The 16,662-nt window shown below is 70.9% G+C and carries 11 protein-coding genes; 3 read left to right on the top strand and 8 right to left on the bottom strand.

What is annotated here, in order from left to right:
• Window positions 1-99 precede the first annotated feature (99 nt).
• The gene (locus tag IB269_RS22515; protein WP_192368368.1) at window positions 100-1,752 is read right to left on the bottom strand and encodes an adenylate/guanylate cyclase domain-containing protein; all 1,653 of its coding nucleotides are present in this window, start codon (window positions 1,750-1,752) and stop codon (window positions 100-102) included.
• Window positions 1,753-1,878: 126 nt separating this feature from the next.
• On the opposite strand from IB269_RS22515, the gene IB269_RS22510 reads away from it, so the two are divergent.
• A complete protein-coding gene (locus IB269_RS22510) occupies window positions 1,879-2,586 on the top strand; it encodes a Crp/Fnr family transcriptional regulator (protein ID WP_192368367.1) in 708 nt (235 codons plus the stop codon).
• Here the strand turns inward: IB269_RS22510 and IB269_RS22505 are convergent.
• The 3 genes from IB269_RS22505 to IB269_RS22495 form a co-directional block, all read right to left on the bottom strand.
• Window positions 2,583-4,208, bottom strand: a complete 1,626-nt coding sequence (locus tag IB269_RS22505; protein WP_192368366.1) for an ABC-F family ATP-binding cassette domain-containing protein — start codon at window positions 4,206-4,208, stop codon at window positions 2,583-2,585. The genes IB269_RS22510 and IB269_RS22505 overlap by 4 nt on opposite strands.
• Before the next feature lie 149 nt (window positions 4,209-4,357).
• Entirely contained in the window at window positions 4,358-4,564 is a 207-nt protein-coding gene (locus IB269_RS22500) for a hypothetical protein (RefSeq protein WP_192368365.1), read from the bottom strand.
• A gap of 3 nt (window positions 4,565-4,567) precedes the next feature.
• Window positions 4,568-7,708, bottom strand: coding sequence for an efflux RND transporter permease subunit (locus IB269_RS22495; RefSeq protein ID WP_192368364.1), 3,141 nt, complete (start codon window positions 7,706-7,708; stop codon window positions 4,568-4,570).
• 383 nt (window positions 7,709-8,091) lie between these two features.
• Here IB269_RS22495 and IB269_RS22490 point away from each other — a divergent pair, with 383 nt between their 5' ends.
• The gene (locus IB269_RS22490; protein WP_016448779.1) at window positions 8,092-8,826 is read left to right on the top strand and encodes a response regulator; all 735 of its coding nucleotides are present in this window, start codon (window positions 8,092-8,094) and stop codon (window positions 8,824-8,826) included.
• Window positions 8,823-9,896: an ATP-binding protein gene (locus tag IB269_RS22485; RefSeq protein WP_013800609.1), complete on the top strand. Its 1,074-nt coding sequence runs from the start codon at window positions 8,823-8,825 to the stop codon at window positions 9,894-9,896. The genes IB269_RS22490 and IB269_RS22485 overlap by 4 nt, the downstream gene beginning before the upstream one ends.
• A gap of 18 nt (window positions 9,897-9,914) precedes the next feature.
• Here the strand turns inward: IB269_RS22485 and IB269_RS22480 are convergent, their stop codons facing one another.
• The 4 genes from IB269_RS22480 to cobW form a co-directional block, all read right to left on the bottom strand.
• Window positions 9,915-10,376 (bottom strand): vWA domain-containing protein, encoded by a 462-nt coding sequence (locus IB269_RS22480; RefSeq protein WP_084027467.1) that lies wholly within the window; start codon window positions 10,374-10,376, stop codon window positions 9,915-9,917.
• Window positions 10,377-10,585: 209 nt separating this feature from the next.
• Window positions 10,586-11,746, bottom strand: a complete 1,161-nt coding sequence (locus IB269_RS22475) for an ATP-binding protein (protein ID WP_192368363.1) — start codon at window positions 11,744-11,746, stop codon at window positions 10,586-10,588.
• A complete protein-coding gene (cobN, locus tag IB269_RS22470; RefSeq protein ID WP_192368362.1) occupies window positions 11,743-15,567 on the bottom strand; it encodes a cobaltochelatase subunit CobN in 3,825 nt (1,274 codons plus the stop codon). The genes IB269_RS22475 and cobN overlap by 4 nt, the downstream gene beginning before the upstream one ends.
• A 29-nt stretch (window positions 15,568-15,596) precedes the next feature.
• Window positions 15,597-16,646, bottom strand: coding sequence for a cobalamin biosynthesis protein CobW (gene cobW, locus IB269_RS22465; RefSeq protein ID WP_017407718.1), 1,050 nt, complete (start codon window positions 16,644-16,646; stop codon window positions 15,597-15,599).
• Between the last annotated feature and the right edge of the window lie 16 nt (window positions 16,647-16,662).

Genomic DNA, 16,662 nt, shown 5'->3' with positions numbered 1-16,662 from the left:
CAGTCTCGTCTTCGCCCGCCTGCGCGTCAGTGCCTAAACGCACAGCTTTGCGCAAACTCTCCGGTTCCCGCGCTCACCGTCCACGTCCACCATCCACGCTCAGGGCCACTGCAGGCCGGGCCGCGCCACATGCAGAGCCTGCAGGGGCTCGGAGCGCCCGCGCACCTGCACCTGCCGGACTTCGCCCAGGCCATCGGCAACGCCCGCGCGGCGCGCCACCTCCAGCGACAGCACCAGCCGGGCCTGGGCGCTCTTGGTGTATTCCTGCAGGCGGCTGGCCGTGTTGACCACTTCGCCCACGGCCGTGAAGGTGGTGGTGTGCTCGAAGCCCACGCGCCCCACGGCGGCGCGCCCCGCATGCAGGCCCATGCCGAAATCCACCGGCTGGCCGAACTGCGCCTCGAAGGTGTGGCTCCATTCCTGCATGCGCCGGTCGATGAGGGCGCTGGCCTGCACGGCCTGGCGGCAGGCCGTGTCCAGGTCGGTGTCCAGGCCGAAGATGGCCATCACGCTGTCGCCGATGAACTGGTTGGCCATGCCGCCGCTGTCGTGCACGGCCTGGCCCACGCGCTCGAAATACTGGTCCAGCACCCAGGACAGGTCCACGGGCCATTGCCGCTCGGCCAGGCCGGACCAGCGGCGCAGGTCCACGAACAGGATGGCCACCGCGCGCACTTCGCGGACCTCGCGCTGCTCGTCACCCCGCCCGGTCTGGGCGGCTGCCGGCGAGCGGAACAGCGGCGCCACCTGCACATCGCCCGTGGGCCGCAGCTGGCAGGCCAGCCGCACGTCCTGCGGCGCGCCCACGCGCTCCAGCGTGAGACGCTCGTCCCGCCCCGGCGCAGGCAGGTGGGCCGCCGGGCCGGACACGCGCACCCGGCAGGTGGAGCAACGCGCCCTGCCGCCGCACAGCGACAAATGGGCAATGCCATGCTCGCGGCTGGCTTCGAGCACGCTCATGCCCTGGGCCACCTGCACGGTGCGGCCCGGATAGTGCAGCAGCACCTGGCGGGCGCCGCGCAGGCGCATGCGCCGCCACAGCCAGGGGCCGGCCAGCAGCGCGGCCAGGCAGGCCAGCCAGCCCTGGCGCAGCCCGGCCGTCAGCGCGCGCAGCCACTGCGATGCCACGGGCGAGGGGCCGGCCGGCGCTGGCAGGCCGGCTGCCGCGATCTCGCGCGCCATGGAGACGATGCCCAGCGCCGCCAGCACGGGCAGCAGCACGGCGGCCGTGAGCAGCAGCGGCTGCCAGCGCCGCCACCAGCCGCGCGCACGCAGGGCCATGTGCAGGCCCATGCAGCCATGGGTCCAGGCGGCCATCATCAGCAGCAGCTGGATGGCCATGCTGGACGGATTCCAGGAAGAACGCACGATGCGCGCATACGAGGGGTCCACGCCCCAGGCCTCCTGCGCCAGCCGCGTGGCCGGCACGTGCAGGGCCAGCAGCAGCGGCAGGCCCAGTCCCAGCAGCAGCCGCACGGCCTCCAGCGCCGGCATGCGCAGGCTGCGCCGCCGCGCGAGCGCCTGCAGCGCCAGCCCCATGTGCACGGCCAGCGCGCCGTAGAGCAGCAGGCTGCCGGGCAGGGATCGCCACACGCCGTGGACCCCCTCGCGCACGGCCTCGGCCGTGCCCAGCGAGACCAGGCCCAGGGCGTGATTGAACAGGTGCAGCGCCGCATAGGTCCACAGCACCAGGCCGGTGGACCAGTGGAGGCTGCGCAGGGACGGCAGAGCCGGATGAGGGACACGGGCCATGGAAAGCGATGATGCGCCCGACGGCGGAAGAAGACAGGAGAAGACCGCAAGAACGGCAGCTTGAAGGAACTTAGGCCGGGCCTGGCCGATCCAGAATCTTTGTACCTTACGCCCGCTATTGGTTCCATGGCCCACCCCACCCAGCCCTCCAGTTTCGCCCTGCGCGGCATCGCCCTGTTCGAGGGCCTGGGCAGCGCCAGCCTGGACCGCATCGCCGCCGACTGCGAATGGCGCCCGCTGCAGGCCCGCCAACCCGTGTTCAGCCGCTGCTCCACGGGCAGCGACGTGTTCTTCCTGGTCAGCGGGCGCGTGCGCATCACCACCTATTCGCCGGGCGGGCGCGAGGTCAGCTTCCGCGACTACGGGCCCGGCGAGCACTTCGGCGACCTGGCGGCCATTGATGGCCAGGCCCGCTCCACCGATGTGGTCACCCTGGAATCCTCGCTGCTGGCCAGCCTCTCGCGCCAGGACTTCCTGGCCCTGCTGGCGCGCGAGCCCGCCGTTGCCCTGCGCATGATGGAGGGCCTGGCCGGCCTGGTGCGCCGGCTGACCGACCGCGTCATGGAACTGAGCACCCTGGGCGTGCCCACGCGCCTGCACATGGAGCTGCTGCGCCTGGCGCGGGAGGCGGGCGTCTCGCCCGAGCACACGGCCCTCATCAGCCCCGTGCCTTCCCACTCGGTGCTGGCCAGCAAGATCAGCACCAACCGCGAGCAGGTCACGCGCGAGCTGGGCGTCCTCACCCGGCGCGGCCTGCTGCGCAAGGAGGGGCGCCAGGCGCTGCTGGTGACCGATGTGCGCGCACTGCAGGCGCTGATAGCGCAGGAAAGCTAGGCGGACTCCATTAGCCAGCCCTGCGGCGACCACACCAGGCGGTCGGTCAGACCGATGGCCTGCAGAAAATCCTCGTCATGCGAGACCACGACCAGCGTGCCGGCGTAGCCGCGCAGCATGGCCTCCAGCGCCTGCAGGGAAGGCAGGTCCAGGTGGTTGCAGGGCTCGTCCAGCAGGAGCAGGGGCGCGGGCGGCTCGGCATGCAGCGCGCAGGCCAGGGCAGCCTTGAGCTGTTCGCCGCCGCTGAGCCGGCCCACGGGTTGCTCCAACTGCCGGGCCGCCAGCCCGAGCCAGGCCAGGCGCGTGCGCAGCACATCCACGGGGGTGCCGGGGCAGGCGTCCTGCAACTGCTCCATCACCGTGCGCCCGGGCTGCAACAGGGACAGGCGCTGGTCCAGGTAGGCACAGGCCTGCATGCGGCGCACCTCGCCCGCCTGGGGCGCAAGGCGGCCCGACAGCACATCCAGCAGGCGCGTCTTGCCGCAGCCGTTGGGACCGGTCACGGCCAGGCGCTGGCCGCCGTACAGAGACAGGTTCAGGCGCGGCCCCGTGGAAAACGAAAACGGCAGCAGCACATCGTCCAGCAGCGCCACCACGTCGCAGGGAGCACCGGCCGGTGGCGGCGCCTGCATGCGGATGCCGGCCTGCAGGTCGATCTGGCGCGCCGCCTCGCGCACGCGCTGGTCCAGCGCCTCGCGCGTGTCTGCATGCTGGCGGCGCAGCCGGCCGGCCGACGCCTCGCTGCGCTCCTTTTGCCGGTCCAGCAGAATGCGCGCCTGGTTGGCCTCCTGGCCCTGGCGGCGGCCGCGCGCCTCGCGGCGCTGCTGGCGCTCCTGCTGCTCGCGCAACTGCTGCGTTTCGCGGCGGCGCTCCAGCTTGCGCTGCTCCAGCAGTTGCACCGCAGAGGCCATCTCGCGCGCCTTGGCTTCGGCATAGAAGGCGTAGCCGCCGCCGTAGCTGCGCAGCCCCTGCGGCGACAGCTCCACGATGCGTTCCATACCCTGCAGCAGACTGCGGTCATGGCTGACCACGACCAGGCCACCGGGCCAGCGCTGCAGTTGCGCGGCCAGGGCCTGGCGGCTTTCGCGGTCCAGGTGGTTGCTGGGCTCGTCCAGCACCAGATGGTCGGCGCCCGACAGCAGCGCGCCCGCCAGGGCCACGCGCATGGCCTCGCCGCCGCTGAGGGCGTGGCCCGGCGTATCGGCACGCAGATGGCCCAGGCCCGCCAGCTCCAGCTGGGCCTGCAGGCGCTGGCGCAGATCCCAGCGGTCGGCCAGCCGCTCGAAGTCCCGGGCATCGCAGCTGCCGCCCTCGATGCGCGCCAGCGCCTCCAGCGCGGGCTGCAGCCCGGCCAGCGCCGCCACCGAAGGCTGGTCATGCCAGTCCGTGCGCTGGGCCAGGTACAGCACCTGCCCCGAGCGCAGGCAGCGGCCCTGCGAGGGCGCATCCAGCCCGGCCAGGATGCGCGCCAGCCGCGACTTGCCCACGCCGTTGCGCCCCACCAGGCCGGTGCGGCGGTGGTCCAGGGTTTCGGAAAGATCGGAGAAAAGGGGGCTGCCATCGGGCAGCACGCAGGAAACGCCGTCGAGCGTGATCGTGGTATTCGTCATATCGCAGTTCATGGATGCCAACGCAGTTCCTTGCCGCTTTGCATGCATTGCGCGTGCGGTGGGCAGGGTCGGGAAAAGCGGGCCGCTGGGACAGCGGCAGCATCAATGGCGCATGGGACGAATACCTCCTGCAATGGCGAACGAAACCGCCATTATAAAAATCATGGGCCGTTCGTGCCGGCCACCGTGGCACCGGCGCCGCGTGCGAAGGCGCCGGCCTGCTCCGCTGGCGGCCCGGAACCGGTGGAGCCGGCGGAGCCGGACTGCCGGGCCGGGTTCGCAGGCGCCGGTGGCGCGCAGGGATTCAAAGACTGTGCCGGCGGGCGGCCCTGAAAGCACAGGGCGTTGAGCGCGATCCAGAGAGGCATGGTTCAGGTTCCGGGGTCGGCAGCAGGCGGCGGCCGGCGCGCGCTGCCGCGCGGCCCGGCGATGCGCCGCTGCCATTCAAGGACGAAGACGAAGAAGACGGGCACGAAGAACACGGCCAGCACCGTGCCGCTGACCATGCCGCCGAACACGCCCGTGCCGATGGCGTGCTGGGTCTCGGCGCTGGCGCCCGATGCCAGCATCAGCGGCACCACGCCCAGCGCAAAGGCCAGCGAGGTCATGAGGATGGGCCGCAGCCGCAGGCGCGCGGCCTTGATGGCTGCCTCGCGCAGGTCCTGGCCCTCCTCGCGCAGTTGCTTGGCGAATTCCACGATCAGGATGGCGTTCTTGGCCGACAGGCCGATGATGGTGATCAGCCCCACCTTGAAGAACACATCGTTGGGCATGCCGCGCAGCAGCACGGCCGCCACCGCGCCCAGCAGGCCCAGGGGCACGACCAGCATCACCGACAGCGGGATGGACCAGCTCTCGTACAGCGCGGCCAGCACCAGGAAGACCACCAGCATGGACAGGGCCATGAGCAGCGGCGCCTGCGCGGCCGACTGGCGCTCCTGCAGCGACTGGCCGGTCCAGGCCACGGCAAAGCCGGGCGGCAGCTGGGCCGCCAGCCGCTCCATCTCGGCCATGGCCGCGCCGCTGGACGTGCCGGGCGCAGGCGTGCCCGAGATGCGCGACGCCAAAAAGCCCTGGTAGCGCACCAGCTGCAGCGGCGTCTCCGACCACACGGGCGTGGCGAACTCGGCCAGCGGCACCATGCCGCCCGAGGCATTGCGCACGTTCAGCCGGAGCACGTCATCGACCTGCATGCGCGCGGGCGCGTCGGCCTGCACGATGACCTGCTGCATGCGCCCGGCGTTGGGGAAGTCGTTGACGTACAGCGAGCCCATGGCCGTGGACAGCGTCTCGCTGATGGCGGCAAAGCCCACGCCCAGGGCCTGGGCCTTCTGGCGGTCGATCTCCAGCCGCACGCTGGTGCCCGAAGGCAGGCTGTCCTGGTAGGCCGAGCCCAGCACGCTGCTGCTGCCGGCCAGCGCCAGCAACTGGTCGGTGGCCGACTTGAGCGCGGCATGGCCCTGGCCCGTGCGGTCCTGCAGGTACATGGTGAAGCCCGAGGAGGTGCCCAGCTCGTCGATGGCCGGGGGCTGCAGCACCATGATGGCGCCCTCGGGCGCATGCTCCATGGCCTTTTGCGCGAGCGAGACTTCCTCGCCCGCCGTGGCGCCGTCGCGCTGGTCCCAGTCCTTGAGCGTGGTGAAGGCCATGGCCGCGTTCGGGCCCGAGCCCGCGAAGCTGAAGCCCAGCACCGAGATGCTGGAGGCGATGCCGGGGCGCTGCGCCACATGCTCCTCATAGCGCTTGACCACGTCCAGCGTGCGCTCGGCCGTGGCATCGGCCGGCAGCTGGATGGACGCCATGAAGTAGCCCTGGTCCTCCTCGGGCAGAAAGGCCGAGGGCAGCTGGCGCAGTGCAAACACCAGGATGGCCACGATGGCCGCGAACAGCAGCATCATGCGGCCCGTGCGCCGGACCAGGCCCGTGACATGGGCCTCGTAGCGGTTCGTCAGCCGCTCGAAGCCGCGGTTGAACCAGCCGAAGAAGCCTTTCTTCTGATGGTGGCCCGCCGCCACCGGCTTGAGCAAGGTGGCGCACAGCGCCGGTGTCAGGCTCAGGGCCAGGAAGGCCGAGAACAGGATGGACACGGCCATGGACAGCGTGAACTGCTGGTAGATCACGCCCACCGAGCCGCTGGCGAACGCCATGGGAATGAACACCGCCGTCAGCACCAGGGTGATGCCGATGATGGCGCCCGTGATCTCCTTCATGGCCTTGAGCGTGGCATCGCGCGGCGACAGGCCTTCCTCGGCCATGAGGCGCTCCACGTTCTCGACCACAACGATGGCGTCGTCCACGATGATGCCGATGGCCAGCACCATGCCGAACATGGTCAGCACGTTGATGGAAAAGCCCGCCACCAGCATCACGGCGAAGGTGCCCAGCAGCGCCACGGGCGCCACGATGGCCGGGATCAGCGTGTAGCGCAGGTTCTGCAGGAACAGGTACATCACCAGGAAGACCAGCACCATGGCCTCGACCAGGGTCTGCACCACCTTCTCGATGGAGATCTTGACGAAGGGCGCGGTATTGAACGAGATGGTGTGCTCCATGCCCCTCGGCAGGATGGAGGCCAGCTCGGCCATGCGCTTTTGCACGGCGGCGGCCGTGCGCACGGCATTGGCGCCCGGCGACAGCTGCACGGCGGCGCTGGTGGCGGGCTTGCCATCCTCGCGGTTGGAGAAGGCATAGGACTGCGCGCCCAGCTCCACGCGCGCCACGTCGCCCAGCACCAGGCGGGAGCCGTCGGCATGGGCGCGCAGCACGATGGCCGCGAACTGCTCAGGCGAGGTCAGCTGGCCCTGCACGGTGAGCGGCGTGGTCACGCGCTGGCCCGGGGCGATGGGCGCATCGCCCACGCGGCCCGGGGCGATCTGCATGTTCTGCTGCTGGATGGCCTGGGTGAGGTCGCCCATGGACAGCCCGTAGGAGATCAGCTTGGCCGGATCGACCCAGACGCGCATGGCGCGCTCGGTGCCGAACAGCTGCACGCGGCCCACGCCCTCGATGCGCCGCAGCTCCTCGACGATATTGCGCGCCATGTAGTCATTGAGTGCCAGCTCGTCGAACTCGCCGCCCGGCGAGATCAGGCCCACCAGCAGCAGAAAGCTCGACGTGGCCGACTCCACCTGCAGCCCGTTCTGGCGCACGGCCTGCGGCAGGCGCGGCTCCACGGCCTTGATGCGGTTTTGCACATCCACCTGGGCCAGCTCGGGGTTGGTGCCGGGCTTGAAGGTGGCCTTGATCTCGGCCGAGCCCGAGGTGTCCACCGAGGACTCGAAGTACAGCAGGTGGCGGACGCTGGACAGCTCGCGCTCGATCAGCGAGACCACGGAGTCATTGAGCGTCTTGGGCGTGGCGCCCGGGTAGGTGGCATACAGGCTCACCGTGGGCGGCGCCACCGTGGGATAGCGCGAGATCGGCAATTGCGGAATGGCAAGCACGCCCAGCAGCACGATGAACAACGCGATGACCCAGGCAAAGACGGGCCGGTGAATGAAGAACTGTGGCATGGACGCGAGGTCTGGTTTTCAATGCACGCCAGGGCGCGCTGCGGAAAAAATACGGCGCCTGGCGCCGACACATCTGAGGGGCCATCCGGATGCAAATCCAGATTGCCAGGAGGCATGGGGATGGAGGAAACTCCTGCCGGTGCGGCTTCGGCCTGCGGCGTGTTGCCGCCAGGGCCATTCATCCATGGAGCCGCTGCAAAGCTAACAGCTCTCCCACCCGCTCATACGGCATTGCCGCTGTGACTTCATATTCAGGGATTTGTTTCGCATGCCGGCCAATTGCGGCGGCACAGGGAAACAGCTTGCGTTCTTTCGATGGCATTTCGGCCCGGGAAATGTGGAAGAACGATGGAGATGAACACAGCCCCCGCCGCGACCCCAAAATGGCTTCTATCATTGCCCAGCCCTTGCCTTTCCAGCCATCGACATCGCTCATCCTCGTCGCCGAGGACGAGCCCGAGATCGCAGACATCCTGTGCGCCTACCTGGCCCGCAGCGACCTGCGCACCGTGCATGCCGCCGATGGCCAGCAGGCCCTTGAACTGCACCACCACTTGAAACCCGATCTCGTTCTTCTCGACGTGCAGATGCCACGCCTCGACGGCTGGCAGGTGCTGTCCGAAATCCGCCGGCGCGGCGACACGCCCGTCATCATGCTCACCGCCCTCAACCAGGACGTGGACAAGCTCATCGGCCTGCGCATTGGCGCGGACGACTACGTGGGCAAGCCCTTCAACGCGGCCGAGGTCGTGGCGCGCGTGCAGGCCGTGCTGCGCCGCTGCGGCCAGGGCCGGCTCCGCGATACCAAGCTGCTGCAGGCCGGTCCCTTTCGCGTGGACCTGGACAGCCGCGAGGTCAGCGTGCAGGTGCAGGGCGCCACGCATGTGCCCGAACTCACCGTGACCGAATTCAACCTGCTGGCCAGCCTGGTGCGTTCGCCCCGGCGCGTGTTCAGCCGCGCCGAGCTGCTGCTGAGCTGCCTGCCCGAAGGCCACACGCTGGAGCGCACCGTGGACAGCCACATCAGCAAGCTGCGCAAGAAGCTCGAAGGCCTGGGCCTGCAGGGCATGCCCGACAGCGTGCGCAGCGTGGGCTACCGGCTGGGGATGGACCCATGAGCGCAGCGGCCGGGCTGCGCCGGCAGGTGGTGCTGACCATGTCGGCCGTCACGCTGGCCGTGGTGGTGCTGTGCGTGCTGGGCTCGTACGCCTTCTATGCGCTGCTGCTGACCTTTCACCCGGCCAGCGTCTCCGACGGCTGGATGCCCTCCAGCGTGGAGCTGGCCTGGGTGCTGCTGACCCTGGTGGTGGCCATGCTGATCGCCATCTTCGTGGCCACGCGGCTGTCGCGGCGCATCCTGCCCTCGCTGGACTCGGTGGCCATCAGCCTGCGCCAGCTGGCCGAGGGCGACCTGTCGGCGCGCGCCAGCACGGACGACAGCGCGCTGCACGAGGCCGCGCAGCTGGTGCACGACTTCAACAGCCTGGCCCGGCGCCTGGAAGGCATGGCGCAGGAGCGCGCCTTCTGGAGCGCGGCCATCGCCCATGAGCTGCGCACGCCCGTGACCATCCTCAGCGGGCGGCTGCAGGGCCTGTCCGACGGCGTCTTCCTGCCCAGCAAGGACATGCTGGCCAGCCTGATGACCCAGGTCGAGGGGCTGACCCGCCTGATCGACGACCTGCGCCTGCTGGGCCTGCAGGAAAACGGCCATCTGCAATTGCAGTTGCGCCAGACCTGCCTGGCCGGCGAGGTGCGCTCGGTGGCCCTGGCCGTGGGGCCGGCGCTGGAGCAGGCCGGCCTGCAGCTGGCGATGGAGCTCGATGACCAGCCCGTGGTCTGCGACCCCGTGCGCATACGCCAGGCCCTGCTGGCCCTGCTGGAAAACGCCATGCAGTACGCGCAGCCTGGCCCGCTGCTGGTGGCCGCGCGCGTGCGCCACGGCCTGTGCACCGTGCGCGTGGAAGACAGCGGCCCCGGCGTGGCGGCCGACCTTGCGCCGCGCATCTTCGACGCTTTCCAGCGCGGTGAAGGCGCCCGCAGCCGAAGGAATGCCAGCGTAGGAGCAGGCAACGGCAGCGGACTGGGCCTGGCCGTGGTGCAGGCCATTGCGCAGGCCCACGGCGGGCGGGCGCAGTGCCTGCCGGGCGAGCGTGGCGGCGCGCTGTTCGAGCTGAGCTGGCCGGCCTGACCTTGTCAGAGCCGCAGATCAGCCTGCGAAATCATCGGCCCGCACATGGCGTGCGTCCCAGGCGGCAGCCAGCGCAGCCGCCCGGCCCAGGCGCACGCGGCCTGATTCAAAGTCCACGATGCCTGCCTCCTGGGCCGCCGCAGGCCGCGCAGGCCGCTCGCGCGTGCGGCCGTCGGTGAGCAGCCACAGCCAGCCCTGGCAGGAGGCCTCTGCGCCGCAATGGCGCTGCAGCAACTGGCCCGCCTGCTCCACGGCCGCCTGCAGCGGCGTGCCGCCGCCCCCGCCAATGGGAGCGATCCAGTCGTCATTCCAGGCCGCTGCCTTGCGCGGCGGCAGGCGCAATTCCACGCGCGTGCCCGCAAAGCAGATCAGCGCCACCTGCTCGCGGCGGCGATAGGCCTCTTCCATCAGCGACAGCAGCACGCCCTTGGCCCGCGCCAGTGCGCCGCTGGCGGCCATGGAGGCCGAGCAATCGAGCACAAAGCAATGCAGCCGCGTGGCCTGGGGCGGCTCACGGCGGCGCTGCAGATGTTCAGGCGCCAGGGCCTGGGCGCCGCGCGCGGCCAGCGTGCGCGTCCAGTCCCAGCTGCCGGTGGGCGGCCCGCCTTGCGCCTGGGCCAGCCGGGGCTGGCCTGCCGCCTGCTGGCCCGCCCCCGCAGCCCTTGCCTGTGGCGCGGGGCCGCGGGGGCTCAGGCTTTTTTTGTGGCGGGCGCTCCCGACTTTGCGGCCTCGCGGGCCAGCAATGAGGGCACGGCGACACGCAGCAGGCCCACGGGCTCGGGCGGCATGGCGCCCCAGTCAGCCTCGGAGGGCGGGCTGTCGCCTGCGCCGTTGGCCGTGGATTCTGCAGGCGGCCGGATTTGTGCCGGCGACTGCGAAGGCGGATTCGATGGCGCTTGCTGTGGTGATTGCTGCTGTGGCCGTGGCTGTGGATGCGGCTGTGGCTGCGGCGCCCCCGGCTTGCGGCGGTGCACCAGCACCAGCTCGGCCACGGCCTGCACATGGTCGGGCGTGACCTCGGCATCGCCCAGCCAGGCGGCCCAGGCGCGGGCGGCGCGCAGCAGCACCAGGTCGGCGCGCAGGCCGTCCACCTGGGCGGCAATGCACAGCGCGCCTGCGGCCTGCAGCACCGCGTCGGACCAGGGCAGCGCGCCGGCCGGCTGCAGGCGCTCGCGTGCCGTGCGCAGCTGGGCTGCCAGCGCGGCCTGGGCGCCTGCATGGCGGGCGCGGAAGGCTGCGGGGTCGGCATCGAACAGCAGCCGCGCGCGCACGATGGCCTGGCGCTGGGCCGGGTCCTGCACATTGGCCAGGCGCACGCACAGGCCCAGGCGGTCCAGCAGCTGCGGGCGCAGCTGGCCTTCCTCGGGGTTCATGGTGCCCACCAGCACGAAGCGCGCCGCGTGGCGGTGCGAGATGCCGTCGCGCTCGACCACGTTGACGCCGCTGGCGGCGGCATCCAGCAGCACATCGACCAGGGCATCGGGCAGCAGGTTGATCTCGTCCACATAGAGCACGCCGCCATGGGCACGCGCCAGCAGGCCGGGCGCGAATTTGAGTGCATGGCCGGCCATGGCCTGGCCCAGGTCCAGCGAGCCGGCCAGATGCTCCAGCGAGGCGCCCAGCGGCAGCGTGACGAAGGGCGCGGCATCGATGAGCTCGGCCAGCGCCCGCGCGGCCGTGGACTTGGCCGTGCCGCGCGGCCCCTCGATCAGCACGCCGCCCAGTTGCGGGTCGATGGCGGCCAGCAGCAGCGCCTGGCACAGCAGGGGCTGGCCGGCGATGGCGGCAAAGGGAAACAGCGGCGGCAGCGCGGGCTGGGCGCCGCTGCCCAGGTCAGGGGAGGCGGTCATCCGCGCAATCCTTCGAGATGGTTTTCATGTTCCAGCAGCAGGTCTTCCAGCTGCTGGCGATAGTCGCCGGGCTGCTCCCACAGGCCGCGCTGCATGGCTTCGAGCAGGCGCTCCAGCATGTCGCGCAGGGCCTGCGGATTGTGCTGCACGAGAAAGTCGCGCGTGGCCGCATCCAGCACATAGGCGTCGGCCACCAGGGCGTACTGGTGGTCGCCCACCTGCTGCGTGGTGGCGTCGAAGCCGAAGAGATAGTCCACCGTGGCCGCCATCTCGAAGGCGCCCTTGTAGCCGTGGCGCTTGGCGCCGTCCATCCACTTGGGATTGGTGACGCGCGAGCGCACCACGCGCGCAATCTCCTCCTTGAGCGAGCGCACGCGCGGCTGGGCCGGGTTGGCGTGGTCGCCGTGGTAGAGCGCGGGCTGGCGGCCCGAGAGATGGCGCACGGCCGAGGCCATGCCGCCCTGGAACTGGAAGTAGTCGCCCGAGTCGAGGATGTCGTGCTCGCGGCTGTCCTGGTTGTGGGCCACCACGTCGAGCTCGCCCAGGCGGCGGCGCAGCGCGTCGCCTGCGGGCACGCCCTCGGCGTCCTGGCCGTAGGCGTGCTGGCTCCAGCCCAGGTAGGCCTGGGCCAGGTCGGCATCGCCCTGCCAGTCGCCGCTCTGGAACAGTCCGCCCAGGCCCGATCCATAGTGGCCGGGCGGCGCGCCGAACACGCGCCAGCCGGCCTGCAGGCGGGCCTGCACGGCGTCCATGCCCTGCGACTGCAGCTGCTCGGCCTCGGCCAGGATGCGCGCGCGTATGGGGTTGTCCTCGGCGTCCTCGTCCAGCGCGGCCACGGCCTGCACGGCCGCGTCGAACATCTGCACGGCGCCCGGGAAGGCATCGCGGAAAAAGCCCGAGATGCGCAGCGTCACATCCACGCGCGGCCGGCCCATGCCCACGCGCGGCACAACCTCGAAGTCCACCACGCGCTGGCTACCGGGCGCCCATTTGGGGCGCACCCCGATCAGCGCAAAGGCCTGGGCGATGTCGTCGCCGCCCGTGCGCATGGTGGCCGTGCCCCAGACCGACAGGCCCAGGGTGCGCGGGTACTCGCCATGCTCCTGCAGATAGCGCTCCAGCAGCCTGAGCGTGGCCTGCTGGCCCAGCTCCCAGGCGGCCTGGGTGGGAATGGCGCGCGTGTCCAGCGTGTAGAAATTGCGCCCCGTGGGCAGCACGTCGGGCCGCCCGCGCGAGGGTGAGCCGCTGGGCCCGGGCGGCACGAAGCGGCCCTGCAGGCCGCGCAGCAGCTGGCGCAGTTCCTCGCCGCCGCAGGCATCCAGCGCGGGCGCCAGCACGGCATGCACCTGTTCCAGTGCGGCGCGCGTCTGCGGCCAGTCACCGGCCGGGGCCTCACCTTCCAGCAGTTGCTGCGCCAGCAGTTCCAGGCGCTCGCGCGTGTCGCCTTCATGGCGCCAGGGCTCGTCGCTCACGGCCTGCAGTGCGGCGGGGCGCGCGCCGGTCCAGGGGCGTGCGGGCTCCATGCGCAGCGGGTCGAACCCGGGGCTGTCCAGCAGGTCGGCGGCCAGCGCTTGGATCAGGCCCTGGCCTTCGTCCGACGGGAAGCGCGCCAGCGCCAGCAGCGTGTCGCGGCGCTGGCGCCCTTGAGGCGAGGCGCCGAAGACATGCAGGCCGTCGCGGATCTGGGTTTCCTTGAGCTCGCACAGGTAGGCGTCTATGCGTTCGAGCACGGCATCGTCATCCTGCGCGGCACCGGGTGCCAGGTCCAGCTCCTGGTCCAGGTGCTGGCGGCGCACGATGTCCAGGATCTGGCGGCGCAGCAGCGCACCGCGCCGCGCATCGACCAGCAGGGCGTCGTAGTACTCGTCCACCAGGCGCTCCAGGTCCTGCAGCGGGCCGTGGTTTTCGGCGCGCGTCAGCGGCGGCATCAGGTGGTCGATGATCACGGCCTGGCTGCGGCGCTTGGCCTGGGCGCCTTCGCCGGGATCGTTGACGATGAAGGGGTAGAGATGGGGCAGCGGGCCCAGGATGGCATCGGGCCAGCACGCGCCCGACAGCGCCAGGCTCTTGCCCGGCAGCCATTCGAGGTTGCCATGCTTGCCCACGTGGACCATGGCGTCCACGGCAAAGCGGTCGCGCAGCCAGAAGTAGAAGGCCAGGTAGCTGTGGGGCGGCACCAGTTCGGCATCGTGGTAGCTCGCATAGTCCTGCGCGCCCATGCCTTTACCGACCAATGCACGCGCCGGCTGTATGCCGACAAAGACATGGCCCAGGCGCAGGCCCGCGATCATGAAGCGGCCCTGGCGCAGCAGCGGGTCGGCCTCGGGCGCGCCCCAGCGCGCCGTGATGGCATCGGCCATGCCGTCCGGCAGCGCGGCCAGGCGCGCCAGGTACTCGTCCAGCGCATAGCTTTGCCAGGCCGGGCGCAGCGGCCACTGGGCCGGGTCGTTGGCAATGCCCTGCTGCAGCAGGTGCATCAGCGCCTCGCCATCGGCGGGCAGCTGCGCGGGGTCGCCCAGCTCGTGCCCTTCGGCCGCCAGGTGCTGCAGGATGGCGATCACCGAGGCTGGCGTATCCAGCCCCACGCCGCTGCCGATGCGGCCTTCGCTGCCCGGATAGTTGGCCAGCACCAGTGCCAGGCGCTTGTCGCGCGCGGGCAGGCTGCGCAGGCGGCACCAGCGCCAGGCCAGGTCGGCCACGAAGTCCACGCGGTCGGGCTCGGGCTGGTAGGCCACCACGTCGGCCTGGGTGAAGGCGCAGCGGTGGGACAGGCCCTTGAAGCTGATGGCACGCGTGATGATGCGGCCATCCATCTCCGGCAGCACCACCTGCATGGCGATGTCGCGCGGGCGCAGGCCCTGGCTGTCGGCCCACCAGTCCTCGCGGTTGCCGCCGCTGGCAATGACCTGCAGCACGGGCGCATCGCCGGCCAGGGCCGTGCCCGATTCCAGCGCCGAAAACGCCGTGGTGTTGAGCACCAGCTGCACGGCATGGTCTTCGCAGAGCTGGCGCAGCGTGGCCAGGCACAGCGGGTCCTTGAGCGAGTCCAGCGCCACGGGCAGCGGGTTCATGCCGCGCTGCTGCAGCGACAGGGCCATGGCGTCGAAGGCTGCCGTATTGCCCGCCAGCAGGTGGGAGCGGTAGAACACCAGGGCCACGGTGGGCGCGCCCGGCGTCCAGGCGCGCTGCAGGTCGTCGATGCCGGCCACGTCATGGGCATGGGCCTGGACCTGGGCATGGCTCCGGGCAGCGAACAGCGCGGGGGGAACGTGGACAGCCGCCTGCGGCAGGGTGCGCGGCGGCAGCGGCGCATCGCCCTGGTCCAGCCCGTGGTAGACGGTGGCCTTGAGGAATTCGCGCGCATTGGCCGCGCCGCCCGAGCGCAGGTACTGCCACAGCTGGCGGCAGGCTGCGGCCGGCAGCGTGCTGCGCGCCAGCAGGTGCGGGTCTTCCTGCAGGTCACCCGAGAACATGGCCAGGCGCTGGCCCTTGCGGCGCGCCAGAGAGCCGATCTGCTCGATGCCGTAGGGCCAGGCCGATTCCGAGCCCAGGTGGTCCACGATGACCACGCGCGCATGGCGCAGCACCTCGTCCACATACAGGTCCAGCGAGGCCGGCTGGCGCAGGTACAGCAGATTGGCCAGCCGCACCGAGGGAAAGTCCGCCGACGCCCCGGCCAGCGCGGCCACGGCCGAGGACAGCAGGGCCAGCGTGGTGTCGGCCGAGCTCAGGATGACGATATCGGCCGGCGTCTGGTCGAGGCGGGTGACGATGCTCTCGTCCTCGACGAAGCCGCCGGGGCGCGTGGACAGCAGGTGCATGGAACAGGTTTCAGTGCGGAATCGGAAGGTCAGGCGGCCACATTCTCCAGGCCCTTGCGCAGCGCTGCTTCGTCAAGGTCTTGCCCGATGAACACCAGGCGCGTGCCGCGTGCCTCGCCCTCGCGCCAGGCGCGGTCGAAATGGTGGTCGAAGCGGCGGCCCACGCCCTGCAGCAGCCAGCGCATGGGCTTGCCCGGGATCTCGGCAAAGCCCTTGACGCGCAGGATGCTGTGCTGCTCCACCAGCGTCTCCAGCGCGGCCAGCAGGCGGTCGCGGTCCACGGCGGGCAGGTCGATCACGTAGGAGTCGAAGTCGTCGTGGTCATGGTCTTCGTCGTGGTCGTGGTGGCTCACGCGCTGGTCGATGGTGGTCTCGGCCGCCTTGGCCAGGCCCAGCACCACGTCCAGCGGCAGGCGGCCCTGGGACGATTGCACGATCTTGACCTCGGGCGGCAGCTCCTCGCGCACCAGGGCGGTCACGCGCGCCAGGGCCTCGGCATCGGCCAGGTCGGTCTTGTTGAGCACCACCAGGTCGGCCGCGCCCAGCTGGTCCTCGAACAGTTCGTGCAGCGGCGATTCATGGTCCAGGTTGGGGTCGGCGCGGCGCAGCTCGTCCACGGCCTGGGGATTGGCGGCGAACTGGCCGCTGGCGGCCGCCGGCGTATCCACCACGGTGACCACCGCGTCCACGGTGAACACGTTGGCGATCTCGGGCCACTGGAAGGCCTGGACCAGGGGCTTGGGCAGGGCCAGGCCCGAGGTCTCGATGATCACGGCGTCGATCTGGTCGCGGCGCTCGGCCAGCGCGCGCATCACGGGGAAGAACTCTTCCTGCACCGTGCAGCACATGCAGCCGTTGGCCAGCTCGTACAGCGCGCCTTCGCGCTCGTTGCCCTCGTCGTCGCAGCCGATGCCGCAGCCCTTGAGGATCTCTCCGTCGATGCCCAGCTCGCCGAACTCGTTGACGATGACGGCAATGCGCCGACCATCTGCGTTGTCCAGGATGTGGCGCAGCAGCGTGGTCTTGCCGCTGCCCAGGAAGCCGGTGACGATGGTGGCGGGAATCTTGGCGGTTTGCATGGAAGGTTCTCCAGAA

The organism is Delftia sp. DLF01, assembly GCF_014852125.1.
Classification (GTDB): Bacteria; Pseudomonadota; Gammaproteobacteria; order Burkholderiales; family Burkholderiaceae_C; genus Comamonas; species Comamonas acidovorans.
This window is presented reverse-complemented; position numbering and strand designations above follow the sequence as displayed.

Excerpts from the sequence above, each read along its gene's own strand:
- IB269_RS22515 (WP_192368368.1), bottom strand. The coding sequence starts at position 1,752 with ATGGCCCGTGTCCCTCATCCGGCTCTGCCGTCCCTGCGCAGCCTCCAC.
- IB269_RS22510 (WP_192368367.1), top strand. The coding sequence starts at position 1,879 with ATGGCCCACCCCACCCAGCCCTCCAGTTTCGCCCTGCGCGGCATCGCC.
- IB269_RS22505 (WP_192368366.1), bottom strand. The coding sequence starts at position 4,208 with ATGAACTGCGATATGACGAATACCACGATCACGCTCGACGGCGTTTCC.
- IB269_RS22500 (WP_192368365.1), bottom strand. The coding sequence starts at position 4,564 with ATGCCTCTCTGGATCGCGCTCAACGCCCTGTGCTTTCAGGGCCGCCCG.
- IB269_RS22495 (WP_192368364.1), bottom strand. The coding sequence starts at position 7,708 with ATGCCACAGTTCTTCATTCACCGGCCCGTCTTTGCCTGGGTCATCGCG.
- IB269_RS22490 (WP_016448779.1), top strand. The coding sequence starts at position 8,092 with ATGGCTTCTATCATTGCCCAGCCCTTGCCTTTCCAGCCATCGACATCG.
- IB269_RS22485 (WP_013800609.1), top strand. The coding sequence starts at position 8,823 with ATGAGCGCAGCGGCCGGGCTGCGCCGGCAGGTGGTGCTGACCATGTCG.
- IB269_RS22475 (WP_192368363.1), bottom strand. The coding sequence starts at position 11,746 with ATGACCGCCTCCCCTGACCTGGGCAGCGGCGCCCAGCCCGCGCTGCCG.
- cobN (WP_192368362.1), bottom strand. The coding sequence starts at position 15,567 with ATGCACCTGCTGTCCACGCGCCCCGGCGGCTTCGTCGAGGACGAGAGC.
- cobW (WP_017407718.1), bottom strand. The coding sequence starts at position 16,646 with ATGCAAACCGCCAAGATTCCCGCCACCATCGTCACCGGCTTCCTGGGC.